The sequence below is a fragment of the Pseudomonas sp. 18175 genome, from assembly GCF_050432925.1.
Classification (GTDB): domain Bacteria; phylum Pseudomonadota; class Gammaproteobacteria; order Pseudomonadales; family Pseudomonadaceae; genus Aquipseudomonas.
In genome coordinates this window covers 87,347-113,912 of the sequence record NZ_JBKFTO010000013.1, presented here as the reverse complement: position 1 = coordinate 113,912, position 26,566 = coordinate 87,347, and the positions used below count along the sequence as shown (strand labels likewise).

The following is a 26,566-nucleotide window of genomic DNA, read 5'->3' as shown; positions in this document are numbered from 1 at the left end:
TGGCAAGGAGCGTTCGCGAAATACGAATGCTCAGGGCATTTTCTGTAGGACCAGGCTTTCAGGCCGCTCCAGAGAAGGCGTGTAGACACTCAAATAATCAAACAACAACCGACTCACCGGCGACAACTGTGCCTCATCGCGCACCACCAGAATCAAGCGCCGATCCGACCAGCTGTCCGTCAGCGGCACAGCATGCAAGCCCAACGCCCGGCCAAACAACTCGTAGGCCTTTTGCGGCAGGATACCGATGCCCATATTGGCCTGGACCATCCGGCACATCGCATCAAACCCCGGCACATGAATGCGCAGGCGTAGCATCTTGCCCGCCTCACGCGCGGCGGCATGGGTGCGCATATTGATGGAGCTGGCGGCGTGCAGGCCCACGTAGTCGCTGTCCAGAGTTTCGGCGAAGGCCACACTGTTGCGGGTAGCCAGCGGGTGATCGGCAGGCATCAGCACCACCAGCTTGTCGAGGCGATAGGTCACGCTGGGCAGGCCCTTGGTGTCGGTGTCACACGAACAAATGCCCAGGTCCGCCACCCCATCCAGCACACCTTGCACTACACCGTTACTGGGGCGTTCTTCCAGGTCGGTTTTGACTTCTGGATGCAGCTCGGAAAAGTCCCGCAGGTCTTCAGGAAGAAACTGAATGATCGCCGACAAATTGGCCAGCATGCGCACATAGCCGCGTACGCCGTGGCTGTGTTCGCCCAGCTCCAGGCCCATCTTCTCAACGTTGAACAGCATCTGCCGCGCATGGTGCAACAGGGTTTCACCGGCGGCGGTCAGCTCCATGCCCTTGGCCCGGCGCACAAACAGGCTTACGCCCAGCACCTGCTCCAACTCCATCAGGCGCTTGCTGGCCGCCGATACCGCGATGGCTTCGCGATTGGCGGCGCGGGTCAGCGTGCCTTCCTCAAACACCGCGACGAACAATTGCAGGGTGATCAGGTCCAGACGACGCACCAGGCTCTTGTGCAACATCAGTGACGCTCACTGGCCAAGCGGTTGATTCCAGCCTGCTCCACCACCGGCTGCGGCGCACCCTGGCTTGCCGCCTGCAACATCGCCCGGCCCACGGTCTCGGTGCTCACCACCCAGCTGGGTTTGATCCGCCGAAGGAACGAGAGCAACGGCCCCAACACGGTATAGAACGATTGATACAACGGCGTTTTCGACCGTACGCCATGCAACGGCTGGATGACCCCCGGCCGAAACAGGTACACCGCCTTGAACGGCAAGCGCAGCAACGCGTTTTCAGTCTTGCCCTTGACCCGCGCCCACATCGACTTGCCCGCTTCAGAGCTGTCGGTGCCGGCGCCGGAGACATAGATAAAGGTCATCTGCGGATTGAGCCGCGCCAGGGTGCTGGCGGCGACTAGGGTGAGGTCGTAGGTGAGGTGGGTGTATTTGGTCTCATTCATCCCCGCCGAGGAAACACCGAGGCAGAAGAAGCAGGCATCGAAGCCTTGCAGCAGGTTTTCCAACGGTTGGAAATCCAGCATGTCGCTGTGCAGCACCTGATGCAGCTTGCCGTGTTCCTGGGTGAGCGGCGTGCGGCCAACGGCGACCACTTCCTGCACGTCAGTGGCCAGCAGGCACTCACGTAGCACGCCCTGGCCGACCATGCCGGTGGCGCCGAATAACAGAACTCTCATAAGGGGACCTCAGCGGCACGCCGCAAGCTTCAAGCAACAAGTTGAATGCAATTCAGCCTGTAGCTTAACCCTTGCGGCGTGTAACTGCCCCGTCAGAAAGCGCTGCGAAAGATCTCTTCTATCTGTCTTTGATCCGCACGACGCGGGTTGGTCAACCCACACGCATCCTTCAACGCATTGGTCGCCAGCAAGGGAATGTCCTGCAACTTGGCACCCAGTTCACGCAACCCAGCCGGAATTTCAACGTCATGGGCCAGGCTGCGAATCGCGGCGATGGCGGCTTGGGCGCCCTCTTCGTCGGTGATGCCCTTGATGTCGGCGCCCAGTGCGCGGCCCACGTCACTCAGGCGTTTGGCGCTGACGCTGGCGTTGAAGCTTTGCACGTGGGGTAGCAGCACCGCGTTGCAGACGCCGTGGGGCAAGTCGTAGAAACCGCCCAGTTGGTGAGCCATGGCGTGTACAAAACCCAACGATGCGTTGTTGAAGGCCATGCCGGCGAGGAACTGGGCGTAGGCCATGTTTTCCCGTGCGTCCTTGTCGCTACCGTCGCGTACAGCCAGGCGCAGATTGGCGCTGATCAGCTCGATGGCCTTGATCGCGCAGGCGTCAGTGATCGGCGTGGCAGCGGTGGATACGTAGGCTTCGATGGCGTGGGTCAGGGCGTCCATGCCCGTGGCGGCGGTAAGGCCCTTGGGCATGCCGACCATCAATGAGGGGTCGTTGACCGACAACAGCGGCGTGACGTTGCGGTCGACGATGGCCATTTTTACGTGGCGGCTTTCGTCGGTGATGATGCAGAAACGGGTCATCTCACTGGCGGTACCGGCCGTGGTGTTGATCGCCACCAGCGGCAGTTGTGGCTTGCTTGATTGGTCAACGCCTTCGTAGTCGCCGATGTGCCCGCCGTTGGTGGCGCACAAGGCGATGCCTTTGGCGCAGTCATGGGGCGAGCCGCCGCCCAGCGACACGACGAAATCGCAGGCACTTTCCTGTAGCAGCGCCAGGCCTTTCTCGACGTTTTCCACATTGGGGTTGGGCTTGGCGCCGTCGTAGATCACCGAGTCGATGTCTTGCATCGCCAGTTTCTCGGCGATCATGCTGGCCACCCCAGCCTTGGCCAGACCTGCGTCGGTGACGATCAGCGCCTTGCGAAAACCGTAGTTGCGGATGGCGGCCATGGCTTCGTCGAGGCAATCGGTGCCCATGATGTTGACGGCGGGAATGAAGAAAGTGCTGCTCATGGCGAATCCTCGGATAGCGGTTATGCCTACAGCATCTGCCTCACGTGCCTGCGCCATCTTGATCAGGATCAACGCCCGCTCGTGATAAAGTCGCCATCCAGCCGATTTCGAGTAGACCCGCCGCAATGAAGGATTTCCAGGATATTGACGCCCACCTTGAAGACTGGAGCGCGTTGCGCAGCGCTATCGACTTCAACGGGATTCTGATCGGCAACGGCGCCAGCCGTACGATTTGGGAAGACTTTGCCTACGACTCGCTGTTCGAAAACGCCCGCACCGTCGAAGAAAAACCCCTGAGCCAATCCGAACTCAGCGTGTTCGACGCCCTGCAAACCCGCAGTTTCGAGCAAGCCCTGGGTGCGTTGAAAACCACCAGCCGGGTCAACAAGGCCCTGGCGGTCAGCTCGGCAGCGCCGCGTAATCGCTATTACGCGATCAAGGAAGCGTTGATCAACACCATCCACAGCGTGCACATCCCGTGGCGCCTGGTGCAGCCGTCGACGCTGGCTGCGATCAATGCCGAGCTGGCGAGCTACTCCACGGTTTTTACCAGCAACTACGACTTGCTCAACTATTGGGCGATCCTGCACACGCCCGGTATCGATGACCTGTTCCGCAGCGCTGACGCCAGCTTTGACCTGCGCAACACCGGCACCGAGGCCACGCGCATCCTCTACCTTCACGGCGGCCTGCATCTGGTGCGTAACCTCGATGGCACCGCGCGCAAATTGCCGTCCACCGACAGCACGTTGCTGAGCAGTTTTGCCATCAACAACACGATCAAGACCCTGGACGACGTGCCGCTGTTCGTCAGCGAAGGCAAGGTGGAGGAGAAGCTCAAGACCATCCGCAGTTCGGATTATTTGTCGTTCTGCTATGAGCAACTGCTCAACCATGAGGGTGCGTTGTGCATCTTTGGTCACGATCTGGGGACGCAGGATAAACATCTGGTGGATGCCATTCGCCAGGCCAAATTGACCACCTTGGCGATCTCGGTGTCGGGGCGCAGTGACGGGTTTATTCGCCAGCAAAAGCGGCGGTATTCGCAGTTGTTTGATGGGACGGGGGTTGTACTGAGGTTCTACGCGGCACGCACCCATGCGCTGGGCAACCCTGCACTGTCGGTCCCTGTCGAACGCTGATCTCCAGAACAAAGGAAATCAACTGTGGGAGCTGGCTTGCCTGCGATAGCGGTGGGTCAGCTAGCACATTTGCTACTGATATACCGCTATCGCAGGCAAGCCAGCTCCCACATAGGACTGCATTTCAAGTCAACGGCGCAGTCACTCTTCGGCGCTGTGCACCACCACCAACAACTGCGCCTGCACCGGCCCCACCGATCTCAACCGATGGGGCTTCTGCGCATTAAAATGCAGCGCATCTCCGCGCTCCAGAATCACCCGTTCGGTCATGAAATCCACTTCCACCTGGCCTTCATGCACAAACAAAAACTCCTCCCCCACGTGTTCCTTGAAGGTCTTGTCGGTGAACTCCGCCGGCGGGTAGATGATGAACGGCAGCAGGCTGCGTTCGCTGACCTGGTGGGCCAGCACCGCGTAACCCGGTGAGGTGTCTGGCCGTTCGTGGCTGCGCACCAGGCTGTAGCTGTCGAGGCTCACGCTGTCTTCGCTGAACAGCTCTTCGACCTTCACGTTCAACGCCTTGGCCAGTTTCAACGCAGCAGCGATCGACGGCGTGTTGAGCCCGCGCTCGACCTTGGACAGGTAACTCTTGGTCATCCCGGATTTTTCAGCCAGGGCCTCAAGGGTCACGCCAAGTTTTTTTCTTAATAATTTCAAACGGATAGACATGCGCTGCGATTAATCCATGCAGTAAGCGATACGCTGTGCTTGCCAATGACACAAAGTGTCATATAGCATCTTAAGTGTCATTTGCAGCCACCGAGGGCACCCGATATGGCCAAGACATTAGCACTCCCCAAAGACCAACTGGTCAAGCAAGCCCTGATCCAGATGCAAAATACCCTGGCGGATAATACGTGGACCGACCGGCAAAAGCTGGCGCTCACGTGTCGCATCCTGTTCGAGAACGGCCACGACTCTGGCCTGGCCGGGCAAATCACTGCGCGCGGGCCTGAGCAAGGCACCTACTACACCCAGCAATTGGGCCTGGGGTTTGACGAAATCACCGCCAGCAACCTGCTGTTGGTGAACGAGGATCTGGAAGTGTTGGAAGGTCATGGCATCCCCAACCCGGCCAACCGCTTTCACAGTTGGGTGTACCGCGGGCGCCCGGATGTGAACTGCATCATCCATACGCATCCAACCCATATCGCCGCGCTGTCGATGCTGGAAGTGCCGCTGCAGGTGTCCCACATGGACCTGTGCCCGCTGTACGAAGACTGCGCGTTCCTGCAAGCCTGGCCGGGCGTGCCGGTGGGCAATGAAGAAGGCGAAATCATCACCGAGGCCTTGGGAGACAAGCGCGCGATCCTGCTCTCCCACCACGGCCAGTTGAGTACTGGCGCGAGCATCGAGGAAGCCTGCGTGATTGCGCAGTTGATCGAACGCGCCGCCAAATTGCAGTTGCTGGCGATGGCTGCCGGCACGATCAAGCCGATCCTGCCGGAGCTGGGGCGCGAGGCCCATGACTGGATCTCCCGGCCCAAGCGCCATGGCGCCGCGTTCAACTACTACGCCCGGCAGAACCTGCGCAAACACGCCGATTGCCTGAACTGATCAGCCTTTTTCGAACGGAGAATTCCCATGTCCAGCCCCACCATTCACGGCATCATCGGCTACACCATCACCCCGTTCAGCAGCGATGGCCAACGCGTCGACCTCGACGCCCTGGGCCGCTCCATCGACCGTTTGATTGCCAGCGGCGTACACGCCATCGCGCCCTTGGGCAGCACCGGTGAGGGCGCCTACTTAAGCGATGCCGAGTGGGACGAAGTCAGCGCCTACAGCCTGGCCAAAATCGCCCGGCGCGTGCCAACCATTGTCAGCGTGTCCGACCTCACCACCGCCAAAGCCGTGCGCCGCGCCCGCTACGCCGAGGCCAATGGCGCCGATGCGGTGATGGTGCTGCCGGCGTCTTACTGGAAGCTCAGCGAAGCGGAAATCCTCGCCCACTACGCCGCCATTGGCGACAGCATCGGCGTGCCGATCATGCTCTACAACAACCCGGCCACCAGCGGTACGGACATGTCGGTGGACTTGATCCTGCGCATCATCAAGCAGGTGCCCAACGTGACCATGGTCAAGGAAAGCACTGGGGATATTCAGCGCATGCACCAGTTGCATCGCCAGAGCGACGTGCCGTTCTATAACGGTTGCAATCCGCTGGCGCTGGAAGCCTTCGCAGCAGGGGCCAAGGGTTGGTGCACGGCGGCGCCGAACCTGATCCCACAATTGAACCTGGCGTTGTATGACGCGGTATTGGCCAATGATCTGACAGAGGCACGCGCGTTGTTTTATCGGCAACTGCCGTTGCTGGAGTTCATCCTCAAAGGTGGCTTGCCAGCGACGATCAAGGCCGGGCTGCGCCTGACCGGGTTGGACGCAGGAGATCCACGGCTGCCGGTGTTTGCCCTGGACGACACAGCGTGCAGTCAACTGAAGGCCCTGTTGGACGCCGCCTGAATAAAAACGCCCCGGTTCTTGCGAGCCGGGGCGTCGGGTGGTGCGACAGACTCACGTCTTGTCTTTGATCGTGCTCGTTGGACCATTGGCCTTGACGCTTGCAATGCCATTGTCCCGCGCCGCTGTCGAGGAATACTGCTCGCTGTTGCCGATCACCTGGTGATTGGCAGCCTTGAGGTTGAAATACGGCTGGCCATTAGTGGCCACTTTTTTCTCATAGCGCTCGTCATGCGGGCTGTTGGTTTGCACGGACGCAATGCCGTTTTCAGCTGCGCTGCGGGTGGTGTAAAGCTCGCTGGTCAAAATGATCTCAGCGTTCACCGCCTTCAGCACAAAACGGAACTGCCCGTTGCTGCTTTTACTCAACTCATACCATCCAGCCATGACCTTCTCCTTTTTGAGTGGGATTTCGTTCACTAGCCCGTAGGAGTAAAGGCGCCTGCCTGGCTTATTTCCAGTTGACCATCGGCGACGACGCATTGAGTCAACTGTACGGATAAATCCGCACCCAGCTGTAGGCCCTTAAACGGCGGGGGTTGTGGCTAGATGGGTTTCCCTTGAAGCCCTCTGAATATCGGTCCACCTCCATGAGCTCGCGCGAAAACACCGGCATGGCCCTCGGCCTGCTGGGCGTCATCATCTTCAGCTTGACCCTGCCTTTCACCCGCATCGTGGTGCAGGAAGTCCACCCGCTGCTCAACGGCCTGGGCCGTGCGTTGTTCGCGGCGGTCCCGGCGGCAGCGCTGTTGTTGTGGCGCCGTGAGCAATGGCCGACCTGGCGCCAGGTGCGCGGGCTGTGCCTGGTGATTGCCGGGGTGATCCTTGGTTTCCCGGTACTGTCGGCGTGGGCCATGCAGACCTTGCCGGCGTCCCATGGCGCGCTGGTCAATGGCCTGCAACCCTTGTGCGTGGCGCTGTATGCGGCGTGGCTGTCCCATGAGCGGCCGTCCAAAGCCTTCTGGGCCTGTGCGGCACTGGGCAGTGGCTTGGTGTTGAGCTACGCATTGATCACCGGCGCCGGCAGTATCCAGGCGGGTGACTTGCTGATGCTCGGCGCAATTGCCGTGGGCGGCCTGGGCTATGCCGAAGGCGGCCGATTGGCCAAGGAGATGGGCGGCTGGCAGGTGATTTGCTGGGCGCTGGTGCTGTCCACGCCGGTGCTGATCGGCCCGGTGTGGTACCTGGCGGCGCAGCATCAGGGGGCGATTTCCACACGTGCCTGGTGGGCGTTTGGCTATGTGTCGCTGTTCTCGCAGTTCCTGGGCTTCTTTGCCTGGTATGCGGGGCTGGCCATGGGCGGCATTGCGCGGGTCAGTCAGATTCAGCTGTTGCAGATATTTTTCACGATCGCGTTTTCGGCGCTGTTCTTTGGCGAACATATCGAGCCGATTACGTGGGTGTTTGCGTGTGGGGTGATTGTGACGGTGATGCTCGGACGCAAGACCAGCGTACAACCAGCCCCGGTTCCCAAGTCGAACACAATCTAAATGTGGGAGCGGGCTTGCTCGCGAATGCGGTGGATCAGTCGATTAATCTGTTGACTGACACTCCGCATTCGCGAGCAAGCCCGCTCCCACATTGGATCTGCAGCGTTCTCAGGCCAGGTAACCATCCGCCCGCAGCAGGGTTTCCAGGCAGTGCTCGGTGATGTAGTAGAACGCCTTCAGTTCCTGGATCTTCTCCAGCAACTGCGCATTGTCCACCGGCTCTGCACGCTTGACCGCCAGGATCATCTTGTTCTTGTTAGTGTGATCCAACGAGATGAACTCAAACACCTTGGTCTCATAACCACAGGCTTCCAGGAACAACGCACGCAAGCTGTCAGTCACCATCTCCGCCTGCTGCCCCAGGTGCAAACCGTATTGCAGCATCGGCTTGAGCAACGCCGGGCTCTGGATTTGCAGGCGAATCTGCTTATGGCAGCACGGCGAGCACATGATGATCGACGCACCGGAGCGGATGCCGGTGTGGATCGCGTAGTCGGTGGCGATGTCGCAGGCATGCAGGGCGATCATCACGTCCAACTCACTGGGTGCCACGCTGCGCACATCACCACACTTGAACACCAGCCCTGGATGCTCCAAGCGGGCGGCGGCGGTGTTGCACAGGGTCACCATGTCTTCACGCAGCTCAACACCGGTCACTTCGCCCTCAGCCTTGAGGGTGTTGCGCAGGTAATCGTGGATGGCGAACGTCAGGTAGCCCTTGCCCGAACCAAAATCGGCGACGCGCACCGGTTGGTCCAGTTTGAGGGGCGATGAGGTCAGCGCATGGCTGAACACTTCGATGAATTTGTTGATCTGCTTCCACTTGCGTGACATCGACGGGATCAGCGCCTGCTTGGCGTCGGTCACGCCCAGGTCGGCGAGGAACGGCCGGCCCAGGTCGAGGAAGCGGTTCTTCTCACGGTTATGCTCGGCCGAGGGCGCTTCACGCAGTTGCTGCGGCTTGCTTTTGAACAGCGAGCTTTTGTTCTTCTTGCTGTATTCCAACTGGGCTTCGTCGGTCAGCGACAGCAGGTGGGCGTTCTTGAACTGCGCGGGCAACAGCTCGGCAATCGCCGCCACACCGTCGGCCAGGGGGAAGTTCTTGGTGATGTCGCGGGTCTTGTAGCGATAGACGAAGGACAGGCATGCCTGCTCCTTGACCGTGACCGGCTTGATGATCAGCCGCTGCAACTCGGCTTCTTCACCGACGTACTTGGCCAGCACCAGCTTGATAAAGGCGTTCTGCGCGAGGCTGTCGCTGAGCAGTTCGATGAACTGGGCGTGATGATCCGGTTGAACAGTGACAGACATGAACAAAAACGCCTCGGGCTGGGAATGCCGGGCATTTTAGGGGGGATGGGGATTTAGGGCACGGGGTTATTTGATCAACGGTAATGGTATTGCCAACACAAAACCCAATGTGGGAGGGGGCTGCTACGCAGCCCAGCGCGGGGCAAGCCCGCTCACCACAGCAAGCCCCCTCCCACATTTTGGCCCTGTGTTGGATCGTTTATTCGAGTACAACCAGGCGATTGGGCAGCTCATTGCGCGTCTGGGTCACCGGCACATGCACCTTCAACAACTCGCCACAAGCTTCAATGCAACTGATAAACCCCGCCAACGTCTGCCCCTGTTTCACCTGCTGGGTAAACGCCTTGACGATTACATCCCAACTGCTGTCGTCCAACCGCTTGGAAATCCCGTCGTCCACCAGAATCTCCACATACCGCTCGGCCTCGCTGACAAAAATCAGCACGCCGGTACTGCCCAAGGTGTGGTGCAAGTTCTGCTCCAGGAACTGGCGCCGCGCCAGGTTGGACGCGCGCCAGTGGCGCACCGAACGCGGGATCAGGCGTGTGGTGACCTTGGGCAAACGAAACACCAGGCACAGCACAATGAACGTCGCCCATTGCGCCAACAGCAAGGTGTACATGGTCAGGTAGCCCGACAGGTAATGCACCACGCCCGGCACCACCAGCGCGATCAAACTGGCCCACAACAGCGGGATATAGGCGTAGTCATCGGCGCGGGCGGCCAGCACGGTCACCAGTTCCGCGTCGGTGGTTTTCTCCACGCGGGCAATGGCTTCGGCGACTTGGCGCTGCTCGTGTTCAGTCAGTAATGCCATGGTTATGCGTGCTCTCTCATTATTATCATCACCAGCCACCCGAGGCGCCGCCGCCGCCGAAGCCGCCACCGCCACCGCGGAAACCACCACCGCCTCCCCCACCGCCGCCGCGTCCGCTGCTGCTGAGGATCGCCAGCAGGATCGCACCCACCGGCAGGCCTAAACGGTTGCACAGCCACAACACGCCGATCAGCAGGATAAACAGGCCGATGGAAAACCCCGGATTATCCTTGGCAAAGTTGGCATCCGCCACATGGGCCGGCACCGCCAGCGGTTCACCGCCCACCACCTGCTGCATCGCCGCCACGCCATCGCTGATGCCCTGGCTGTAATTGCCGGCCTTGAACTTGGGGGCGATCACCTGGTTGATGATCACCCACGACTGCGCATCGGTGAGCACGCCTTCCAGGCCGTAGCCGACTTCGATGCGCAATTTGCGCTCATCCCGGGCGACGATCAACAGCGCGCCGTTGTCCTTGCCCTTCTGGCCGATGCCCCAGTGGCGGCCCAATTGATAACCGAAGTCCTCAATGGGCACGCCCTGCAGGTCGGGCACGGTGACCACCACAATCTGGTCGCCCGAGGTTTGCTCCAGCGCCTGCAATTGCTGGGTCAGTCGCGCACGCGTGGCCTCGTCGATCATCTGGGCGGTGTCCACCACCCGCCCGGTCAACGCCGGGAAGGTCAGCGCTGCCTGGGCCACGCCCACGCAGGCCAGCAGCCACAGCGCCAGGCCTATCCTTAATAAACGCATCGACACCTCAATGCAGCGTTACTTGAACTTCACTTGCGGCGCTTTATCGGCGTCGGCGCTGGTGGCTTCAAACGAGGCGCGGATCGGCAAGTCGCTGTACATCACGCTGTGCCACAGGCGGCCCGGGAAGGTGCGGATCTCGGTGTTGTAGGCCTGCACTGCCTGGATAAAGTCGCGGCGGGCCACGGCGATGCGGTTTTCGGTGCCTTCCAGCTGGGATTGCAGGGCCAGGAAGTTCTGGTTGGCCTTCAGGTCCGGGTAACGCTCGGACACCACCATCAAGCGGCTGAGTGCACCGCTCAAGCCGTCTTGGGCTTGCTGGAACTGCTTGAGTTTTTCCGGGTTGTCGAGGGTGCTGGCGTCCACCTGGATCGAGGTGGCCTTGGCCCGCGCTTCGATCACCGCCGTGAGGGTGTCTTGCTCATGGGCGGCGTAGCCCTTGACCACTTCCACCAGGTTGGGGATCAGGTCGGCACGGCGTTGGTATTGGTTCTGCACCTGGCCCCAGGCTGCCTTGGCCTGTTCGTCCAGGGTCGGGATGTTGTTGATGCCGCAACCGCTGAGTACGGTACTAATCAGTAACAAAACTGCGGCTTTCACGCCCCAGCGGTAACCCTGTGCTGCTTGCATGGTGTTTCTCCTGGCGAACCTTGATGGAATTTGGCAACGGTAAGGCATAATCCGCTGCCGCGACTGGATTGCATCAGATCAATCAGCTAAAAAGATGCCCAGCACAAATAAGAGTTCAGAAGTGTGGTGCATTTTCTGCAATAACACTCGAACAACAACATATGTTCCCCACATTTTGGCAGAACGGCGCATTTGCGCTGTGCAGTGAGCCGAAAAAGGATATTCATGAAGAAGCTGTGTTTGCTCGGCCTTGTTGCCACTCTGGCCAGCCACCCCGTATGGGCAGAAACAAAGCCTGCGGCGCTTAAAGACAAGGACGCCTTTGTCAGCGACCTGCTCAAGCAGATGACCCTGGATGAAAAGATCGGCCAATTGCGCCTGATCAGCATCGGCCCCGAGATGCCCCGCGAGCTGATCCGCAAGGAAATCGCCGCCGGCCGCATTGGCGGCACCTTCAACTCCATCACCCGCCCGGAAAACCGTCCGATGCAGGACGCGGCCATGCGCAGCCGCTTGAAGATCCCGATGTTCTTCGCCTACGACGTGATCCACGGCCACCGCACCATTTTCCCCATCAGCCTGGCCCTGGCGTCCAGCTGGGACATGGACGCTATCGGACGTTCCGGGCGCATCGCCGCCCAGGAAGCCGCCGCCGACAGCCTCGACATCACCTTTGCGCCGATGGTCGATATCTCCCGCGACCCACGCTGGGGCCGTACCTCCGAAGGTTTTGGCGAAGACACCTACCTGGTCTCGCGCATTGCCGAAGTGATGGTCAAGGCGTTCCAAGGCGTAAGCCCGGCCAATGCCGACAGCATCATGGCCAGCGTCAAGCACTTCGCCCTGTATGGCGCGGTGGAAGGCGGGCGCGACTACAACGTGGTCGATATGAGCCCGGTCAAGATGTACCAGGACTACCTGCCGCCCTACCACGCGGCGATCAAGGCTGGCTCCGGTGGCGTGATGGTGGCGCTCAACTCCATCAACGGCGTGCCCGCCACCGCCAACACCTGGCTGATGAACGACCTGTTGCGCAAGGACTGGGGCTTCAAGGGCCTGGCCGTGAGCGACCACGGCGCGATCTTCGAGCTGATCAAGCACGGCGTGGCCAAGGACGGGCGTGAAGCCGCCAAACTGGCGATCAAGGCCGGTATCGACATGAGCATGAACGACTCCCTGTATGGCAAGGAATTGCCGGGGCTGCTCAAGTCCGGTGAGATCGAGCAAAGCGACATCGACAACGCCGTGCGCGAAGTACTCGGCGCCAAGTACGACATGGGCCTGTTCAAAGACCCGTACCTGCGCATCGGCAAGGCCGAAGATGACCCGGCCGATACCTACGCCGAAAGCCGCCTGCATCGTAGCGAGGCTCGCGATATCGCGCGCCGCAGCCTGGTGCTGCTGAAAAACCAGAACAACACCCTGCCGCTGAAAAAATCCGCAACCATCGCCCTGGTCGGCCCGCTGGCCAAGGCGCCGATCGACATGATGGGCAGTTGGGCCGCCGCCGGTAAGCCGGAACAGTCCGTCACCCTGTTGGACGGTTTGAACGCGGTGATCGGCGAGAAAGGCAAGATCATCTACGCCCGTGGCGCCAACATCACCAACGACAAGGCCGTGGTTGACTACCTCAACTTCCTCAACTTCGATGCCCCGGAAGTGGTGGATGACACCCGTGCGCCCCAGGTGCTGATCGACGAGGCTGTCAAGGCCGCCAAGGATGCCGATGTGATCGTGGCCGCCGTGGGCGAGTCCCGTGGCATGTCCCACGAATCTTCCAGCCGCACCGACCTGAACATCCCACAGAGCCAGCGTGACCTGATCAAAGCGTTGAAAGCCACCGGCAAGCCGCTGGTGCTGGTGCTGATGAACGGCCGCCCGCTGTCGATTCTGGAAGAAAACCAACAGGCCGACGCCATCCTGGAAACCTGGTTCGCCGGCACCGAAGGCGGCAACGCCATCGCCGACGTGCTGTTTGGTGACTACAACCCGTCGGGCAAGCTGCCGATCACCTTCCCACGTTCGGTGGGGCAGATTCCCACCTACTACAACCACCTGACCATCGGCCGCCCGTTCACCCCAGGCAAGCCGGGCAACTACACCTCGCAGTACTTCGATGACACCACCGGGCCGCTGTTCCCGTTTGGTTACGGCCTGAGCTACACCACGTTCAGCCTGTCAGACATGGCGCTGTCGTCCACCACCCTGAACAAGACCGGCAAGCTCGACGCCAGCGTGACCGTGGCCAACACCGGCAAGGTCGATGGCGAAACCGTGGTGCAGCTGTATATCCAGGACGTGGCCGGCTCGATGATCCGCCCGATCAAAGAGTTGAAGAACTTCCAGAAAGTCATGCTCAAGGCGGGTGAAGAGCGCACGTTGCACTTCACCATCACCGAGGAAGACTTGAAGTTCTATAACACCCAACTCAAGTTCGCGGCGGAACCGGGTGAGTTCAATGTGCAGATTGGGTTGGATTCCCAGGATGTACAGCANCCCCCCCCCCCCCCCCCCCCCCCCCCCCCCCCCCCCCCCCCCCCCCCCCCCCCCCCCCCCCCCCCCCCCCCCCCCCCCCCCCCCCCCCCCCCCCCCCCCCCCCCCCCCCCCCCCCCCCCCCCCCCCCCCCCCCCCCCCCCCCCCCCCCCCCCCCCCCCCCCCCCCCCCCCCCCCCCCCCCCCCCCCCCCCCCCCCCCCCCCCCCCCCCCCCCCCCCCCCCCCCCCCCCCCCCCCCCCCCCCCCCCCCCCCCCCCCCCCCCCCCCCCCCCCCCCCCCGCTCCCACATTTGAATCGAGTTGACCCAATTATCCGCGTCGGTCCAAAAGGTTAACCACCAACCGATCAATCCACCCCCACACCCGCTGCTTCACCCGCCGCCACAACGGCCGCGACTGCCACGCCTCCAGGCTCACTGCCAGGCTCTGGGCAAAGTCGCGCTCAAAGCTGCCCGCCACTGCCTGAGTCAATTCCGGGTCCAGCGCCTCAAGATTGGCGTCCAGGTTGAAACGCAAATTCCAGTGATCGAAGTTGCACGACCCCACACTGACCCAATCGTCCACCAGCACCATTTTCAGGTGCAGGAAACACGGCTGGTATTCAAAAATCTGCACCCCCGAACGCAACAGGCGCGGGTAGTAACGGTGCCCGGCGTAACGCACCGAGGGGTGATCGGTACGTGGGCCGGTGAGCAGCAAGCGCACATCCACGCCCCTTCCCGCCGCACGGCGCAACGCACGGCGAACGCCCCAGGTCGGCAGAAAGTAAGGGGTCGCCAGCCAGATACGTTGTTGGCCACTGTTCAAGGCACGGATCAACGATTGCAAAATGTCCCGGTGCTGGCGGGCGTCGGCGTAGGCGACGCGGCCAAGGCCCGGCCCGGTGGCGGGCATCCTGGGCAAGCGCGGCAGGCCGAAACGGGTGGCGGGCTTCCACTCTCGGCGGGCAGCGTTGGCATGCCATTGGCGGTCGAACAGGGCCTGCCAGTCGAGCACCAGGGGGCCGCTGATTTGCACCATGACTTCATGCCAGTCAGCCGTGTCGTTGCCCGGTGTCCAGAATTCGTCAGTCACGCCGGTGCCCCCTACAAAGGCCACGTCTTGATCGACCAGTAACAGTTTGCGGTGGTCGCGGTACAGGTTGCGCATCCAGCGCCGCCAACTCAGGCGATTGTAGAAACGCAGCTCCACACCTGCATCAAGCAGGCGTTTGCGCAGCCCGAGGGTAAACGCCAGGCTGCCGTAGTCATCAAACAGGCAGCGCACTTGCACACCCCGTTCGGCGGCCAGCACCAGCGCTTGCACCATGGCCTCGGCGCAGGCGCCGGCTTCCACAAGATACAGCTCCAGCTCGACTTGCCGCTCGGCGCGGGCAATGTCCACCAGCATCTGCGGGAAAAAAGCCGGGCCGTCGATCAACAACTCGAAGCGGTTGGCGCTGCGCCATGGAAACACTGCGCCGGCCACGGTCAACGCGCCGTAAAAATCAGCACCGCACCCACCGGCACCGACAGACTGATCGACTTGAGCCCAGCCGCCTCGCGCAGCGCCGCAACACCCGGTACCAGGCCGAAGTCCTCGGCGTGCAACACCACAGGCTCTAGGGTGACCACCTGGAAGCGCCGGTCATCCAGGCGCGTGGCCAGCAGCTCGGCGCTGTAGGTCTGGGTCTTGCCGTGCAGGGTCACCGACAGCGGCAAGCGCAATTCCAATTGCGCGCCAGGGGCCAGGTCATTGATGGGTTGCAGGTTGATTTGCGCGTTGATCAGCGCCTCGGGGAACGTCTTGATCTCGAACAACTGATTGCGCATGCGCTCATCGCGCAAGGGCACGCCGCTGTTGACCGACTCCAGCTCCACTTCCAGCTGCGCCGCGCCTTTGCCGTCGACCTTGCCATGCAGCACCAAAAAGCGATGCACGTCGGCGATCTCGGTGTTCTTGGTGGTGACGAACGACAGGCGCGAGGATTCGTTATCCAGGTACCAATCGGCATGGGCGGGCACGGCAGCGGCGGCCAGCAGGGCGAAGACCAGGGGTTTGATTGACATTGAAGACTCGTGGGGCGAAAAACCTGGACGAACCTTAAGCGCAATGCAACAGACGACGCAAATCGAAGTAGGGCAAGCCCTGCCGAGGACCAAGCCTTTGAAGCAAGTGGTCATGGCTGCATTGTCACGTCAGATCCTTATGACGAAATTCTCGGAAACATCTGACTTTACCTCAAGCAAATGCCTCTCCAAAGTTTGGAATGCTAACTACCTGCTCTGTTCCATTGCATCTGACTGTAATGCCTCGCGCATAACAGCTATCAAAGCAACAGAAGGTATACAGCCATAAAAATCAAACTTTCGAGGATGAAAAAGATGAAGTTAGCATTCACTACTCTATACACCAACCAAGTAACCCCCGAGCATCTCAACACTGATGAAAAATCGCCTTTTACAGAAGAACAACTTGCCACATTCAACGAGGAAACGCTGGCGATAATCAAACAGCAGGAAGACTATAAAAAACTTCATCCACTTATTGCTATTTACCGATTAGCCGCACAGGGCAGCCAAACCCGAAACGGAGGTGTGATTGAAACTACGACATCACATTTAACGTTCCAGCTTGCTGACGGCCAGCAAATACGAGCAGCCAAGAAAGGTGATTACGCGGTCTATCCGGATGGAACGACGGCTCAAATCGTGACGGCTTCTGGCGAAGCCTTCAACCACACTGCACTGGTGGGCAGCGTTCTCGACAACGGCGATGAAATTATCAATACGCCTCAAAGTTCAGCCTTGCTGATTGAGCGTGAAGGCGTACCCATGGCGGATGACTTTCTTCCCAACCATTAACGGCCAAGTGACGAAGTGCAGCGTTGTTCGCGTAGTGCAACGCTACTTTGATCGCACTCAAAGCGCTCAGTTAATTATTACCCAACAACCTAACGACTCTACTGAGAAGAATGGAGAACTAAACGATGAGTGATGGTTATTACATTGGCCTGGGCGACAAGACCACCTGCGGCGGAGAAGTGTTGGATGGTGATAACAGATTCAACATATATGGCCTTCTTCATGCTTGCGAGGGTGACCGAGTAAGTTGCGGCAAAGATGGCAAGACTTATCAGATTCTCGGCGGCATTTCACATATGCACAGCCATGGCAGGCGGATGGCTGGCACGCTGGACAGTTTCAGCAGTTGCCCCTGTCAAGCCCGGCTGATTCCTTCAGTTTATAGGGCCACTTACGAAAATCGAATCTCGGCACCGCAACCGGCCAGGAAAACCACAGAACCAACCTTGGCAACGGCCACAAACGGCCGGGAAGTACCACCTAAAAACGCCTACGCCCCTTCAAGCAAAATATCCCCCACCTCTTTTGAAGGCTTGCCGGGCCAAGAGCCAGGTTTCTATATCGTCCCCAAAAGCATGAGCCGCGAAGCGTTGGAGAAAACGCTCTTCCCTGAACCTGATCCGACAGTGATGCACAAATTCCGAGCACTCAACCCCAATACACGTAACGCCAAAGCCGGCTCAATGTTCGTGCTCAGCGATCCGAACAACACCTCCTGCACTTATCAGGAGTCGCAACTGATGCAGGCCGCTCAACAGGTTGACGACGCTCTTGGTTCCCTTACCCCGGATGAAGCTGACTTCGTGCATCGTCACGGCGCCGAAATAGCCAGCTTCATCGGCCATACCTCGACTTGGCTGGGTGTCGGCACGTTAGTGATGGAAACGCACCTGGCGAACCTGCGCGACACCCTGCAAGCCATAGAGCGCTTGCACCAAGAAAGTTACCGCCAGCATGGTCACCTGAAATCGCCGCAGTTCTTCGCCGAACGTCAGCGCTTGCTCGCGCAGTTGGACGCACACCTGCTGAACTCCACTCGACTGCGTGGCCAGACAACCTTGGGCGATCATCCCAAGCTGAAGACGGCGCTGGGTATTTCAAGCCGAAGTCTGGTGCATCACTGGGACAAGGCAGGTGGACCGGGGCAGATTCCGGGGTATTCCGCGCATGTGGAGGCGGTCAGTCGTGCTACCAAGTATATGAAAACCGGGGGCTATCTTGCCATTGGCCTTGGCGGCGTTTCTTCAGTGCTGGCTATTGAGCAAGTTTGTAGGAATGGTTCTGAGGAGGCGTGCGAGAAGATTAAGTTTACTGAAGCGGGGAAATTCGGCATGTCTACCCTTCTGGGTGGTTTCGGTGGGTGGGCTGCCGGTGCTGTCGCCAGTGGTCCGGTCTGCCTGGGAATTGGGGTGGCTACAGTAGGTATAGGAGGTGTTGTCTGTGTCGCTGCCGTAGTAGGGGCTGGCGCATGGGTGGGTACGACTGTCGGTGGCAAGGTTGGCGAAGAGATTGGAGAAAAAATTTATCAGGTTACCCAACCATGACCAGTATCGACACTTGGCATCCTTGGGTTGCGATAGCTTTTCTGGGGGCCCCAGGCTTGCTATCCGCCATAGGCATTGCATACAGCCTATACCTCACCCACCGCCACCTCGAAGCCATAAAAGAAGCCTTAAAAAACAGTCGTTTCATCTATTTATGGGGCCCATTCCTGGGCAAACGTGGCCTGATTTGGTCCCTATTGGAGATGTCAAAAATCGCCGGAATGGTGGTATGGCCGAGGGCTTCACTCATTAGTGGGCAACTCGACCCAACCGATCTGGAGAATTTTCCGCCTCACCTGAAACGTCATTTCAAAGCCATCATTGCAATGTCTTTCACAGCCCTAGCCTGGGGAATCGTTGCGGCCATATTGGTGGAGTACAGGTAATCCAGAATGGGCCTCACAAGAGGCCCGCTTTTTTCAACCTATCAATGAACGTACCCAATCGAACGTCACGGCATTAACCGGCACCCCTGCCGATCTCCCAACCATCGCGCAGTGTGGGTGCGGCCCAACCCACTGGCCGTCACTTCACTGCGTTCGGGGTTATCACTGAATGCGCTGGTGGGCACGTATTGCTTCACATAGCCCCGGCAATAATCAGCAGGGTTATTGGCCACATAGCGGCACGAGCAATATTCCTTCGCGGTGTACGCCGCGATGATGTCGGGAAAGGCTTGCAGGATGACGCGCTCGTGCCACACCCAGCCGGCAAGAACGAGCAACAGCAGCACAAATACGCTGGTAAACGGCCGACGACGGATCATGGTTGCACCGCCGCAAGCACGCGCTTGAGCAATTCGTTGTGGCGGTAAGTGCCGTCACGGTCATCACCGTAGCGCACGATCACCAGGTGTTTTTCGGGTATCACGTACAGCGCCTGGCCCCAGTGGCCGAGGGCGGCAAAGGTGTCGGCCGGGGCGTCGGGCCAAGGCCGTGGTTCGCCTGTGTTGAGCCACCAGTGCCCACCCGGCACCGCTTCGTCCTGACCCGCCTTGTAGTTATTGAAGGGTTGGCGATTGAACGCCACCCACGCCTTAGGCAGCAGTTGCTGCTCCCGCCAGCGTCCGTCCCGTGCCATCAGCAGGCCGACCCGCGCCAGGTCACGGGCGGTAAGGTAGGCGTAGGACGAGGCAACAAAGGTTTCATCGCCATCGGTTTCCCAAGTCGCGTTGCGAATGCCCAAGGGGTTGAACAGCGCGTCCCACGGGTAACTCATATAGGCCTTGTGGCCGAGCATGCCTTTGAGCGCAGCGGAGAGAATATTGCTGTCGCCGCTGGAGTAGCGAAAGGCCTGGCCCGGTGCGCTGGCGGCTGGGGTATCCGCCGCGAACTCGGCCATATCGCTGCGGCCACGGGTGTAGAGCATCGCCACCACCGAGGATTTGAGCGGGGCGTACTCGTAGTCTTCCTGCCAGTCGAGGCCCGAGGCCCAGTGCAACAGGTCGGCCAGGGTGACGTTGGGGTGCTGTTTCATCGGCGGGTAGAAGCGAGCCGCGGGGTCGGTGAGTTTGAAACGGTTCTCGCCATAGGCCACGCCCAGCACCGTGGCCATCAGGCTTTTGCTGATGGACCAGGTCAGGTGCGGGGTGCTGGCGGTGGTGGGTGCGGCGTAGCGTTCGTAGATGATCTGGCCGTCGCGAATCACCAACAGTGCATCGGTGCGGATGCCTTGGCGAGTTTCGTCATCGCGCGGGGGGAACGCGTAGGTGTTCAGGGCATCGACAGCGGGGCCTGTGATCTGTGTGCCCTTGGCCCACTCCTTGTCTGGCCAGGCTTCGGCGTGGGCGTTAACGGTGACGAACAGCAGGGCAACACACAACAAGCCTCTGACCATGGACGCAAACTCAAGGGGGCATTCAAGCCCGCGAGCCTAGCCGAGGGGGATGACAGATTTGCGACAAAGGGGCTGTCATCCAAGCGTCACCATAACTTCATGGAGATGACACCGGGCCTCCATAGCCTGACTTTGGACAACAAAGTCGACCGGCCGAAATCGTGGCCGGCACTCGGAGACTCGCCATGACTCAGATCGCCCGCATCAGCGACACCGGCAATGAACGCCGTCTGCAAGCCGAACGCCTGGTTGGCGCGCAGGCGTTGCAGGAAGCCCAGGCCTTGCGGTTCAACGTGTTCAGCGGCGAGTTCAACGCCAAGCTGAAAGGCGCGGAACTGGGTCTGGACATGGATGACTATGATGTTCACTGCAGCCACATCGGCGTGCGGGACTTGAACAGCGGTCGCTTGGTGGCCACCACCCGTTTACTCGACCACGCAGCCGCCAGCACCTTGGGCCGTTTCTACAGTGAAGAAGAATTCAGCCTGCATGGCTTGCTCCACCTGCAAGGCCCGATCCTGGAAATCGGCCGCACCTGCGTCGACCCGGCCTACCGCAATGGCGGCACCATCGCGGTGTTGTGGGGCGAATTGGCCGAAGTGCTCAACCAAGGCGGCTACAGCTACCTGATGGGCTGCGCAAGCATCCCGATGCACGACGGTGGCATCCAGGCCCACGCGATCATGCAGCGCCTGCGCGAACGCTACCTGTGCAACGAACACCTGCGCGCCGAACCGAAAAAACCACTGCCGGCGCTGGACCTGCCGTCCAACGTCATCGCGGAAATGCCACCCCTGCTCAAGGCCTACATGCGCCTGGGTGCGAAGATTTGCGGCGAGCCGTGCTGGGATGAAGATTTCCAAGTGGCCGACGTGTTCATCCTGCTCAAGCGCGATGAGCTATGCCCGCGTTATGCCCGCCACTTCAAGGCGGCCATGTAATGAGCCGCCTGCGGGTGTACGGGCGTATTGTCCGGGTGCTGGTGGTGGTGGCGCTGGGCTTGAGCATGGCCAGTGTGTTTGGGGTGTTCGAGCGCTTGGGTATCGCCAACTCGATGGTGCGCCGCCAGCGTTGGTCGCGTTTCTTCATGGCGCGGCTGACCAATGCCCTGCCCTTTCGCGTGACGGTGCACGGCGAGTTGCCGACGCAACCGATGCTATGGGTGAGCAATCACGTGTCGTGGACCGATATCCCGCTGCTGGGCGCGGTGGCGCCCATGTCGTTCCTGTCCAAGGCCGAAGTGCGCACCTGGCCGGTGGCCGGCTGGTTGGCGGCCAAGGCTGGCAGTTTGTTTATTCGCCGTGGTTCAGGCGACAGCCAGTTGATCCGCAAACAGATGACCCGTCACTTGGAACAACAGCATCCGTTGCTGATGTTCCCCGAAGGCACCACCACCGACGGGCGCAGCCTGCGCACCTTCCACGGGCGCTTGCTGGCCAGTGCGATTGATGCGGATGTGGCGCTGCAACCGGTGGCGATCCGTTATCTGCGCGATGGCCAGGTCGACCCGCTGGCACCGTTTATTGGCGATGATGATTTGCTCTCGCACCTGATGCGCCTGTTTGCCAATGACCAGGGCGATGTGGAGATTCATGTGCTCAAGCCGATTGCATGCGCCGGGCAGGAACGTGCGGCGCTGGCGTATCAGGCGCAGCAGGCGGTGCAGAAGGCGTTGTTTGGGCCGGTGCCGGAGGCGGAACAAATGCCGGTGCGACCAGCCTTCGCGGCCTGAAGGGGGCACGTTCAAAAATGTGGGAGCGGGCTTGCTCGCGAAAGCAGTGGATCAGTCAGTACATTTGTTGCTGACGGACTGCTTTCGCGAGCAAGCCCGCTCCCACATTTAGACCTCACTAGCCAGTTGGGTTTGTGCAAAGGCTTGCAGTTCGGGGTAGAACCGACGGAAATCCTGGCTCAACGGCTCATACAACTCCCGCAACTCCTGCATCGCAAACCCCAACTCCTGCGGCTGCGACAACCGCCGCGAAATCCCCCGCAGCACCTGCTCCATCACCGCAAACTCACGGTACGAACCCAGCCAATCATCCGCTGCCATCCACGGCGCAATCTGCGCCAGTCGCCCCGGCAACTGCGGTTCGGCCGCCAGCACGCGGTACACCTGGGAGGTGAAGCGCTCCAGGGGCTGGTCGGCATACAACGCCCAATCCCGCGCCAGGCAATGGTCAAAAAACACATCCAGGACGATCCCGGCATAGCGCCTGCGGGTGAGGCTGAAACGCGACAACGCCTCCCCTACCAACAGGTGGCTGTCGGTATAGCGGTCGATGGCGCGATGCAGTTGGATCGCCGCCTCGATTTGCGGGCTGTACTGGCCTTGCAGGCGGCCTTTGACGAAATCGCCATAGAGGCTGCCCAGCAGTTGCGCAGGAAGTTGGCCGCCCAGGTGCAGATGTGCGAGATAATTCATGGCGCGCAGTCTAGCACTGCCGCCAACGTATCGTTATAACCCGATATACCGATTTAATCTGGATTAAGACCAAATCCATATTGGTATATCGGGATATAACGATTTAAGGTTCGCTTCATCGCGATATAACGCTTTAAAAAACCGAGCACCTGCCATGTCCATCGACCTCGACGAAATAATAAAAGCCCTGGCGCACCCAGTACGGCGAGACATCCTCAACTGGCTCAAAGACCCGAAAGTGCAATTCCCCGAGCAACTGCACAACCACGAATACGGCATCTGTGCCGGGCAGATCGACCAGCGCTGCGGCTTGTCCCAGTCCACCGTGTCGGCCCACCTGGCCACCTTGCAGCGGGCGGGTTTGATCAGCAGCCAAAAGGCCGGGCAGTGGCACTTTTTCAAACGCAACGAGGCAACGATCCAAGCGTTCCTCGATGCGCTCACTCAAGAACTCAGTTCTGAAATCAGCGAACCGCTGTAAAGGAAACCCCAATGCCCCTCTCGCTACTCATACTGGCCCTCAGCGCCTTCGCCATCGGCACCACCGAGTTCGTCATCATGGGCTTGCTGCCCGATGTGGCGGCGGACCTCGGCGTGTCGATCCCCGGCGCGGGCTGGCTGGTGACCGGCTACGCCCTGGGCGTGGCCATCGGCGCGCCCTTCATGGCACTGGCCACCGCCAAGCTGCCACGCAAGGCCGCCCTGGTAGCGTTGATGGGCATCTTTATTGTCGGCAACCTGCTTTGTGCCCTGGCCAGCGACTACAACGTGCTGATGTTTGCGCGTGTGGTCACTGCGCTGTGCCACGGTGCGTTCTTCGGGATCGGCTCCGTGGTCGCCGCCAACCTGGTGCCGGCCAACAAGCGCGCGTCGGCCGTGGCCTTGATGCTCACCGGTTTGACCCTGGCCAATGTACTTGGCGTGCCATTGGGCACCGCACTAGGCCAAGCTGCGGGCTGGCGCTCGACCTTCTGGGCGGTGACGGTGATTGGTGTGGTGGCGCTGATCGGTTTGATCCGCTTCCTGCCGGCCAAGCGCGATGAAGAAAAACTCGACATGCGCGCCGAACTGGCCGCACTCAAGGGTGCAGGTATCTGGTTGTCGTTGACCATGACCGCGCTGTTCTCCGCGTCGATGTTCACCCTCTTCACCTACGTCGCACCGCTGCTGGGCGATGTGACGGGCGTGTCGCCCAACGGCGTGACCTGGACTCTGCTGCTGATCGGCCTGGGCCTGACCCTGGGCAATATCATCGGCGGCAAGCTGGCGGACAAGCGCCTGGCCGCTACCTTGATCGGCGTATTTATCAGCATGGCGGTGATTTCCACCGCGCTCAGTTGGACCAGCGTTGCGCTGATCCCCACCGAAATCACCCTATTCCTGTGGGCCACCGCTGCATTTGCCGCCGTGCCTGCGCTGCAGATCAACGTGGTGACCTTCGGCAAGGCTGCGCCGAACCTGGTGTCCACCCTGAACATCGGCGCCTTCAACATCGGCAACGCCCTCGGCGCCTGGGTCGGCGGCACGGTGATTGCCCACGGTTTTGGCTTGACCAGCGTGCCGTTGGCCGCTGGCGCCCTGGCGATTCTGGCGCTGCTGGTGACCCTGATTACATTCCGTCAGGGCGGCAATGCCGACCTGGCCCCTGCGACCAACTGATCAACTTCAAAGAGAAAGGTGTTTTCCCATGACGACTATTTTCGATCCGATCAAACTGGGCGACCTGGAACTGTCCAACCGCATCATCATGGCGCCGCTGACCCGCTGCCGCGCCGACGCCGGCCGCGTACCCAACGCGCTGATGGCCGAGTACTACGTGCAACGTGCTTCCGCCGGGCTGATCCTCAGTGAAGCCACCTCCGTGACGCCGTTGGGCGTGGGCTACCCGGACACTCCGGGTATCTGGTCCAACGACCAGGTGCGCGGCTGGGCCAACGTGACCAAGGCGATTCACGGCGCGGGCGGCAAGATCTTCCTGCAACTGTGGCACGTCGGCCGTATCTCCCATGAGTCGTACCTGAACGGCGAAACCCCGGTGGCGCCGAGCGCGATCCAGCCTAAAGGCCACGTCAGCCTGGTGCGCCCGCTGGCCGACTACCCGACCCCGCGCGCCCTGGAAACCGCGGAAATCGCCGACATCGTCGACGCCTACCGCACCGGTGCCGAAAACGCCAAGGCCGCAGGCTTTGACGGCGTGGAGATCCACGGTGCCAACGGCTACCTGCTGGACCAGTTCCTGCAAAGCAGCACCAACCAGCGCACCGACAACTACGGCGGCTCCCTGGAAAACCGTGCCCGCCTGCTGCTGGAAGTGACCGACGCGGCCATCGAAATCTGGGGCGCCGGCCGTGTGGGTGTGCACCTGGCACCGCGTGCCGATTCCCATGACATGGGCGACGACAACCTGGCAGAAACCTTTACCTACGTGGCCAGTGAGTTGGGCAAGCGTGGCATTGCGTTTATCTGCTCGCGCGAGAAGGAAGGCGCTGACAGCCTCGGCCCGCAGTTGAAGAAAGCCTTCGGCGGTGCGTATATCGCCAACGAGCGTTTCACCAAGGACAGCGCCAATGCGTGGCTGGCTGACGGCAAGGCGGATGCAGTGGCCTTTGGTGTGCCGTTCATTGCCAACCCGGATTTGCCGGCGCGTTTGAAGGCCGATGCGCCGCTGAATGATCCGCGTCCGGATACGTTCTACAGCAAGGGTCCGGTTGGCTACATCGACTATCCGACGCTGGCGATCTAAAGCAGGACAACAATCAAATGTGGGAGGGGGCTTGCTCCCGATAGCAGTGGTTCAGTCAGCACATGCATTGACTGACACACCGCTATCGGGAGCAAGCCCCCTCCCACATTTAGATTTGTGCAAATCAGAAGGGAAACACTACTTCACACCCCTGCAACAAAATCCCTACAAAATACTTAGCCGGCTACGTATCAACCCTCTGCGAGCCCGTATATAAAGTCACCCCACAAATAAGCCAGAAGGACGATTGACCATCCTTAGGCTTAACTGTTGACACAACCTGATGCAATTACGCATTTTGTCTTAATTGCGCAGGCTAGGGCTCAGGCGCAGCATGTCGAGCCCTGCATCTACCCAGCGTTCGGCGTCCTGATGCAATTGGAAGCTGTCGGGGATCAGCAGCCACTGGCCCACCAGCCCGTTGATGTAGGCATGAATGCACACCGCACCACGGGAGGTGTCGAGGTTTTCCGGCAATTGCCCGCGATGCACAGCGTTACGCAGGGTCAGGCCGATGCGCAGGTTGCACTCCAGGGTATGGGTCTGGCGTTGGCGGCGCATGTCGCACATTTCATCGGTGAATTCGCACTTATGAAACAGGATCTCGTTGATGCGTCGGGTTTTCGGGTCCAGGGCCACTTGATGAAACAAACGAATCAGCAGTTTGCGCATACAGCCCAATGGGTCGAGTTCATCCTCGCTTTCACCGGCCCGGGCCAAGTCGTCCAGCGGCTCGTGCAGCGTGTCGAGCAAGGCCTGGAGCAAATCGGATTTGTTACTGAAATGCCAGTAAATGGCGCCTCGCGTCACGCCCGCCAACGCGGCGATGTCCGCCAGCGTGGTCCGCGCAACGCCGCGCTCATAAAAAGCGTGCTCGGCGGCATCAAGAATTTGGCTGCGCGTTTCCTGAGCTTCCTCTTTGGTGCGACGAACCATGGCAGTAAAACCTCAATCAGGACACTAGAGACTATCGTTAACGCAGAATTAACAGCGGTAGACGATCATCCGAATATTTTGTGGGACGGCACCGTCATGGGTGCCGAACGTAATGGAATCGAGGCTTCGGGCGTTGCTTTGTCAACATTTCGCGAAGCCTGTCAAGAGTTTACAAACAACCATGAACGTAAGTATATTGCGTAGCAAGCTACTTATCTACATGCCGTTTATTTTTAAACCTTCC

27 protein-coding genes and 1 pseudogene are annotated in these 26,566 nt (G+C 60.2%); 13 read left to right on the top strand and 15 right to left on the bottom strand.

Annotated features, from left to right (window positions below; genetic code table 11):
• Nucleotides 1-30: 30 nt before the first annotated feature.
• The 3 genes from ACLD1Y_RS18965 to yiaY all read right to left on the bottom strand — a co-directional run bounded on the left by ACLD1Y_RS18965 (nt 31) and on the right by yiaY (nt 2,899).
• On the bottom strand, nt 31-984 hold the full coding sequence (locus ACLD1Y_RS18965; RefSeq protein ID WP_429479369.1) for a LysR family transcriptional regulator: 954 nt from the start codon (nt 982-984) through the stop codon (nt 31-33).
• Nucleotides 984-1,658, bottom strand: a complete 675-nt coding sequence (locus ACLD1Y_RS18960; protein ID WP_429479368.1) for an NAD(P)H-binding protein — start codon at nt 1,656-1,658, stop codon at nt 984-986. Before ACLD1Y_RS18960 ends, ACLD1Y_RS18965 begins: the two co-directional genes overlap by 1 nt.
• A gap of 92 nt (nt 1,659-1,750) precedes the next feature.
• Entirely contained in the window at nt 1,751-2,899 is a 1,149-nt protein-coding gene (yiaY, locus tag ACLD1Y_RS18955; RefSeq protein WP_429479367.1) for an L-threonine dehydrogenase, read from the bottom strand.
• Nucleotides 2,900-3,024: 125 nt separating this feature from the next.
• Between yiaY and ACLD1Y_RS18950 the strand changes: the two genes are divergently transcribed.
• Nucleotides 3,025-4,041 carry a DUF4917 family protein gene (locus tag ACLD1Y_RS18950; protein WP_429479366.1) on the top strand — a complete coding sequence of 339 codons (1,017 nt, stop codon included), beginning with the start codon at nt 3,025-3,027 and terminating at the stop codon, nt 4,039-4,041.
• Nucleotides 4,042-4,182: 141 nt separating this feature from the next.
• Here the strand turns inward: ACLD1Y_RS18950 and ACLD1Y_RS18945 are convergent, their stop codons facing one another.
• A complete protein-coding gene (locus ACLD1Y_RS18945; protein ID WP_429479365.1) occupies nt 4,183-4,710 on the bottom strand; it encodes a helix-turn-helix domain-containing protein in 528 nt (175 codons plus the stop codon).
• A 105-nt stretch (nt 4,711-4,815) separates the two neighbouring features.
• Between ACLD1Y_RS18945 and ACLD1Y_RS18940 the strand changes: the two genes are divergently transcribed.
• Together ACLD1Y_RS18940 and ACLD1Y_RS18935 are read left to right on the top strand one after the other, a co-directional pair.
• Nucleotides 4,816-5,598: an aldolase gene (locus tag ACLD1Y_RS18940; RefSeq protein WP_429479364.1), complete on the top strand. Its 783-nt coding sequence runs from the start codon at nt 4,816-4,818 to the stop codon at nt 5,596-5,598.
• A 27-nt stretch (nt 5,599-5,625) separates the two neighbouring features.
• Complete coding sequence (locus ACLD1Y_RS18935; protein ID WP_429479363.1) at nt 5,626-6,504, top strand: dihydrodipicolinate synthase family protein; 879 nt, start codon at nt 5,626-5,628, stop codon at nt 6,502-6,504.
• 51 nt (nt 6,505-6,555) lie between these two features.
• On the opposite strand, the gene ACLD1Y_RS18930 is transcribed toward ACLD1Y_RS18935, so the two are convergent.
• Nucleotides 6,556-6,888, bottom strand: coding sequence for a YegP family protein (locus ACLD1Y_RS18930; protein ID WP_429479362.1), 333 nt, complete (start codon nt 6,886-6,888; stop codon nt 6,556-6,558).
• Nucleotides 6,889-7,091: 203 nt separating this feature from the next.
• Here ACLD1Y_RS18930 and ACLD1Y_RS18925 point away from each other — a divergent pair, with 203 nt between their 5' ends.
• Nucleotides 7,092-7,991, top strand: a complete 900-nt coding sequence (locus tag ACLD1Y_RS18925; protein ID WP_429479361.1) for a DMT family transporter — start codon at nt 7,092-7,094, stop codon at nt 7,989-7,991.
• Between the two features lie 108 nt (nt 7,992-8,099).
• Here the strand turns inward: ACLD1Y_RS18925 and ACLD1Y_RS18920 are convergent, their stop codons facing one another.
• From ACLD1Y_RS18920 to ACLD1Y_RS18905, 4 genes are all read right to left on the bottom strand, one after another.
• On the bottom strand, nt 8,100-9,302 hold the full coding sequence (locus ACLD1Y_RS18920) for a class I SAM-dependent methyltransferase (RefSeq protein ID WP_429479360.1): 1,203 nt from the start codon (nt 9,300-9,302) through the stop codon (nt 8,100-8,102).
• Between the two features lie 199 nt (nt 9,303-9,501).
• A complete protein-coding gene (locus tag ACLD1Y_RS18915) occupies nt 9,502-10,119 on the bottom strand; it encodes a TPM domain-containing protein (RefSeq protein WP_010212282.1) in 618 nt (205 codons plus the stop codon).
• Nucleotides 10,120-10,147: 28 nt separating this feature from the next.
• Nucleotides 10,148-10,873 (bottom strand): TPM domain-containing protein, encoded by a 726-nt coding sequence (locus tag ACLD1Y_RS18910; protein WP_429479359.1) that lies wholly within the window; start codon nt 10,871-10,873, stop codon nt 10,148-10,150.
• Nucleotides 10,874-10,891: 18 nt separating this feature from the next.
• Nucleotides 10,892-11,503 carry a LemA family protein gene (locus ACLD1Y_RS18905; RefSeq protein ID WP_135288102.1) on the bottom strand — a complete coding sequence of 204 codons (612 nt, stop codon included), beginning with the start codon at nt 11,501-11,503 and terminating at the stop codon, nt 10,892-10,894.
• 225 nt (nt 11,504-11,728) lie between these two features.
• Between ACLD1Y_RS18905 and bglX the strand changes: the two are divergent.
• Nucleotides 11,729-13,993, top strand: a pseudogene (gene bglX / locus ACLD1Y_RS18900) (beta-glucosidase BglX); the annotation flags it as partial.
• 311 nt (nt 13,994-14,304) lie between these two features.
• Here the strand turns inward: bglX and ACLD1Y_RS18895 are convergent.
• Together ACLD1Y_RS18895 and ACLD1Y_RS18890 are read right to left on the bottom strand one after the other, a co-directional pair.
• Entirely contained in the window at nt 14,305-15,462 is a 1,158-nt protein-coding gene (locus ACLD1Y_RS18895) for a phospholipase D-like domain-containing protein (protein WP_429479358.1), read from the bottom strand.
• A 2-nt stretch (nt 15,463-15,464) separates the two neighbouring features.
• Complete coding sequence (locus ACLD1Y_RS18890; RefSeq protein WP_429479357.1) at nt 15,465-16,043, bottom strand: YceI family protein; 579 nt, start codon at nt 16,041-16,043, stop codon at nt 15,465-15,467.
• Between the two features lie 315 nt (nt 16,044-16,358).
• Here ACLD1Y_RS18890 and ACLD1Y_RS18885 point away from each other — a divergent pair, with 315 nt between their 5' ends.
• From ACLD1Y_RS18885 to ACLD1Y_RS18875, 3 genes are all read left to right on the top strand, one after another.
• Complete coding sequence (locus ACLD1Y_RS18885; protein WP_429479356.1) at nt 16,359-16,838, top strand: hypothetical protein; 480 nt, start codon at nt 16,359-16,361, stop codon at nt 16,836-16,838.
• Nucleotides 16,839-16,963: 125 nt separating this feature from the next.
• Nucleotides 16,964-18,382 (top strand): PAAR domain-containing protein, encoded by a 1,419-nt coding sequence (locus tag ACLD1Y_RS18880; RefSeq protein WP_429479355.1) that lies wholly within the window; start codon nt 16,964-16,966, stop codon nt 18,380-18,382.
• Complete coding sequence (locus tag ACLD1Y_RS18875) at nt 18,379-18,768, top strand: hypothetical protein (protein ID WP_429479354.1); 390 nt, start codon at nt 18,379-18,381, stop codon at nt 18,766-18,768. Before ACLD1Y_RS18880 ends, ACLD1Y_RS18875 begins: the two co-directional genes overlap by 4 nt.
• Before the next feature lie 65 nt (nt 18,769-18,833).
• Here the strand turns inward: ACLD1Y_RS18875 and ACLD1Y_RS18870 are convergent, their stop codons facing one another.
• The gene (locus ACLD1Y_RS18870) at nt 18,834-19,148 is read right to left on the bottom strand and encodes an amidase (RefSeq protein ID WP_429479353.1); all 315 of its coding nucleotides are present in this window, start codon (nt 19,146-19,148) and stop codon (nt 18,834-18,836) included.
• Nucleotides 19,145-20,218 (bottom strand): serine hydrolase domain-containing protein, encoded by a 1,074-nt coding sequence (locus ACLD1Y_RS18865; protein ID WP_429479352.1) that lies wholly within the window; start codon nt 20,216-20,218, stop codon nt 19,145-19,147. The genes ACLD1Y_RS18870 and ACLD1Y_RS18865 overlap by 4 nt, the downstream gene beginning before the upstream one ends.
• 185 nt (nt 20,219-20,403) lie before the next feature.
• Between ACLD1Y_RS18865 and olsB the strand changes: the two genes are divergently transcribed.
• Nucleotides 20,404-21,159, top strand: coding sequence for an L-ornithine N(alpha)-acyltransferase (olsB, locus tag ACLD1Y_RS18860; protein WP_017736899.1), 756 nt, complete (start codon nt 20,404-20,406; stop codon nt 21,157-21,159).
• On the top strand, nt 21,159-21,950 hold the full coding sequence (locus ACLD1Y_RS18855; protein ID WP_429479351.1) for a lysophospholipid acyltransferase family protein: 792 nt from the start codon (nt 21,159-21,161) through the stop codon (nt 21,948-21,950). The genes olsB and ACLD1Y_RS18855 overlap by 1 nt, the downstream gene beginning before the upstream one ends.
• 108 nt (nt 21,951-22,058) lie before the next feature.
• On the opposite strand, the gene ACLD1Y_RS18850 is transcribed toward ACLD1Y_RS18855, so the two are convergent.
• On the bottom strand, nt 22,059-22,643 hold the full coding sequence (locus ACLD1Y_RS18850) for an ACP phosphodiesterase (RefSeq protein WP_429479350.1): 585 nt from the start codon (nt 22,641-22,643) through the stop codon (nt 22,059-22,061).
• A 154-nt stretch (nt 22,644-22,797) separates the two neighbouring features.
• On the opposite strand from ACLD1Y_RS18850, the gene ACLD1Y_RS18845 reads away from it, so the two are divergent.
• Genes ACLD1Y_RS18845 through ACLD1Y_RS18835 form a run of 3 tightly spaced genes read left to right on the top strand, consistent with a single transcriptional unit; the run spans nt 22,798 to nt 25,386 of the window.
• On the top strand, nt 22,798-23,124 hold the full coding sequence (locus ACLD1Y_RS18845; RefSeq protein ID WP_429479349.1) for an ArsR/SmtB family transcription factor: 327 nt from the start codon (nt 22,798-22,800) through the stop codon (nt 23,122-23,124).
• Nucleotides 23,125-23,135: 11 nt separating this feature from the next.
• Nucleotides 23,136-24,302: an MFS transporter gene (locus ACLD1Y_RS18840; protein WP_429479348.1), complete on the top strand. Its 1,167-nt coding sequence runs from the start codon at nt 23,136-23,138 to the stop codon at nt 24,300-24,302.
• A 28-nt stretch (nt 24,303-24,330) separates the two neighbouring features.
• Nucleotides 24,331-25,386, top strand: coding sequence for an alkene reductase (locus tag ACLD1Y_RS18835; protein ID WP_429479347.1), 1,056 nt, complete (start codon nt 24,331-24,333; stop codon nt 25,384-25,386).
• A 303-nt stretch (nt 25,387-25,689) separates the two neighbouring features.
• On the opposite strand, the gene ACLD1Y_RS18830 is transcribed toward ACLD1Y_RS18835, so the two are convergent.
• The gene (locus tag ACLD1Y_RS18830; protein WP_429479346.1) at nt 25,690-26,322 is read right to left on the bottom strand and encodes a TetR family transcriptional regulator; all 633 of its coding nucleotides are present in this window, start codon (nt 26,320-26,322) and stop codon (nt 25,690-25,692) included.
• Nucleotides 26,323-26,566: the final 244 nt, after the last annotated feature.

Excerpts from the sequence above, each read along its gene's own strand:
- ACLD1Y_RS18965 (WP_429479369.1), bottom strand. The coding sequence starts at position 984 with ATGTTGCACAAGAGCCTGGTGCGTCGTCTGGACCTGATCACCCTGCAA.
- ACLD1Y_RS18960 (WP_429479368.1), bottom strand. The coding sequence starts at position 1,658 with ATGAGAGTTCTGTTATTCGGCGCCACCGGCATGGTCGGCCAGGGCGTG.
- yiaY (WP_429479367.1), bottom strand. The coding sequence starts at position 2,899 with ATGAGCAGCACTTTCTTCATTCCCGCCGTCAACATCATGGGCACCGAT.
- ACLD1Y_RS18950 (WP_429479366.1), top strand. The coding sequence starts at position 3,025 with ATGAAGGATTTCCAGGATATTGACGCCCACCTTGAAGACTGGAGCGCG.
- ACLD1Y_RS18945 (WP_429479365.1), bottom strand. The coding sequence starts at position 4,710 with ATGTCTATCCGTTTGAAATTATTAAGAAAAAAACTTGGCGTGACCCTT.
- ACLD1Y_RS18940 (WP_429479364.1), top strand. The coding sequence starts at position 4,816 with ATGGCCAAGACATTAGCACTCCCCAAAGACCAACTGGTCAAGCAAGCC.
- ACLD1Y_RS18935 (WP_429479363.1), top strand. The coding sequence starts at position 5,626 with ATGTCCAGCCCCACCATTCACGGCATCATCGGCTACACCATCACCCCG.
- ACLD1Y_RS18930 (WP_429479362.1), bottom strand. The coding sequence starts at position 6,888 with ATGGCTGGATGGTATGAGTTGAGTAAAAGCAGCAACGGGCAGTTCCGT.
- ACLD1Y_RS18925 (WP_429479361.1), top strand. The coding sequence starts at position 7,092 with ATGAGCTCGCGCGAAAACACCGGCATGGCCCTCGGCCTGCTGGGCGTC.
- ACLD1Y_RS18920 (WP_429479360.1), bottom strand. The coding sequence starts at position 9,302 with ATGTCTGTCACTGTTCAACCGGATCATCACGCCCAGTTCATCGAACTG.
- ACLD1Y_RS18915 (WP_010212282.1), bottom strand. The coding sequence starts at position 10,119 with ATGGCATTACTGACTGAACACGAGCAGCGCCAAGTCGCCGAAGCCATT.
- ACLD1Y_RS18910 (WP_429479359.1), bottom strand. The coding sequence starts at position 10,873 with ATGCGTTTATTAAGGATAGGCCTGGCGCTGTGGCTGCTGGCCTGCGTG.
- ACLD1Y_RS18905 (WP_135288102.1), bottom strand. The coding sequence starts at position 11,503 with ATGCAAGCAGCACAGGGTTACCGCTGGGGCGTGAAAGCCGCAGTTTTG.
- ACLD1Y_RS18890 (WP_429479357.1), bottom strand. The coding sequence starts at position 16,043 with ATGTCAATCAAACCCCTGGTCTTCGCCCTGCTGGCCGCCGCTGCCGTG.
- ACLD1Y_RS18885 (WP_429479356.1), top strand. The coding sequence starts at position 16,359 with ATGAAGTTAGCATTCACTACTCTATACACCAACCAAGTAACCCCCGAG.
- ACLD1Y_RS18880 (WP_429479355.1), top strand. The coding sequence starts at position 16,964 with ATGAGTGATGGTTATTACATTGGCCTGGGCGACAAGACCACCTGCGGC.
- ACLD1Y_RS18875 (WP_429479354.1), top strand. The coding sequence starts at position 18,379 with ATGACCAGTATCGACACTTGGCATCCTTGGGTTGCGATAGCTTTTCTG.
- ACLD1Y_RS18870 (WP_429479353.1), bottom strand. The coding sequence starts at position 19,148 with ATGATCCGTCGTCGGCCGTTTACCAGCGTATTTGTGCTGCTGTTGCTC.
- ACLD1Y_RS18865 (WP_429479352.1), bottom strand. The coding sequence starts at position 20,218 with ATGGTCAGAGGCTTGTTGTGTGTTGCCCTGCTGTTCGTCACCGTTAAC.
- olsB (WP_017736899.1), top strand. The coding sequence starts at position 20,404 with ATGACTCAGATCGCCCGCATCAGCGACACCGGCAATGAACGCCGTCTG.
- ACLD1Y_RS18855 (WP_429479351.1), top strand. The coding sequence starts at position 21,159 with ATGAGCCGCCTGCGGGTGTACGGGCGTATTGTCCGGGTGCTGGTGGTG.
- ACLD1Y_RS18850 (WP_429479350.1), bottom strand. The coding sequence starts at position 22,643 with ATGAATTATCTCGCACATCTGCACCTGGGCGGCCAACTTCCTGCGCAA.
- ACLD1Y_RS18845 (WP_429479349.1), top strand. The coding sequence starts at position 22,798 with ATGTCCATCGACCTCGACGAAATAATAAAAGCCCTGGCGCACCCAGTA.
- ACLD1Y_RS18840 (WP_429479348.1), top strand. The coding sequence starts at position 23,136 with ATGCCCCTCTCGCTACTCATACTGGCCCTCAGCGCCTTCGCCATCGGC.
- ACLD1Y_RS18835 (WP_429479347.1), top strand. The coding sequence starts at position 24,331 with ATGACGACTATTTTCGATCCGATCAAACTGGGCGACCTGGAACTGTCC.
- ACLD1Y_RS18830 (WP_429479346.1), bottom strand. The coding sequence starts at position 26,322 with ATGGTTCGTCGCACCAAAGAGGAAGCTCAGGAAACGCGCAGCCAAATT.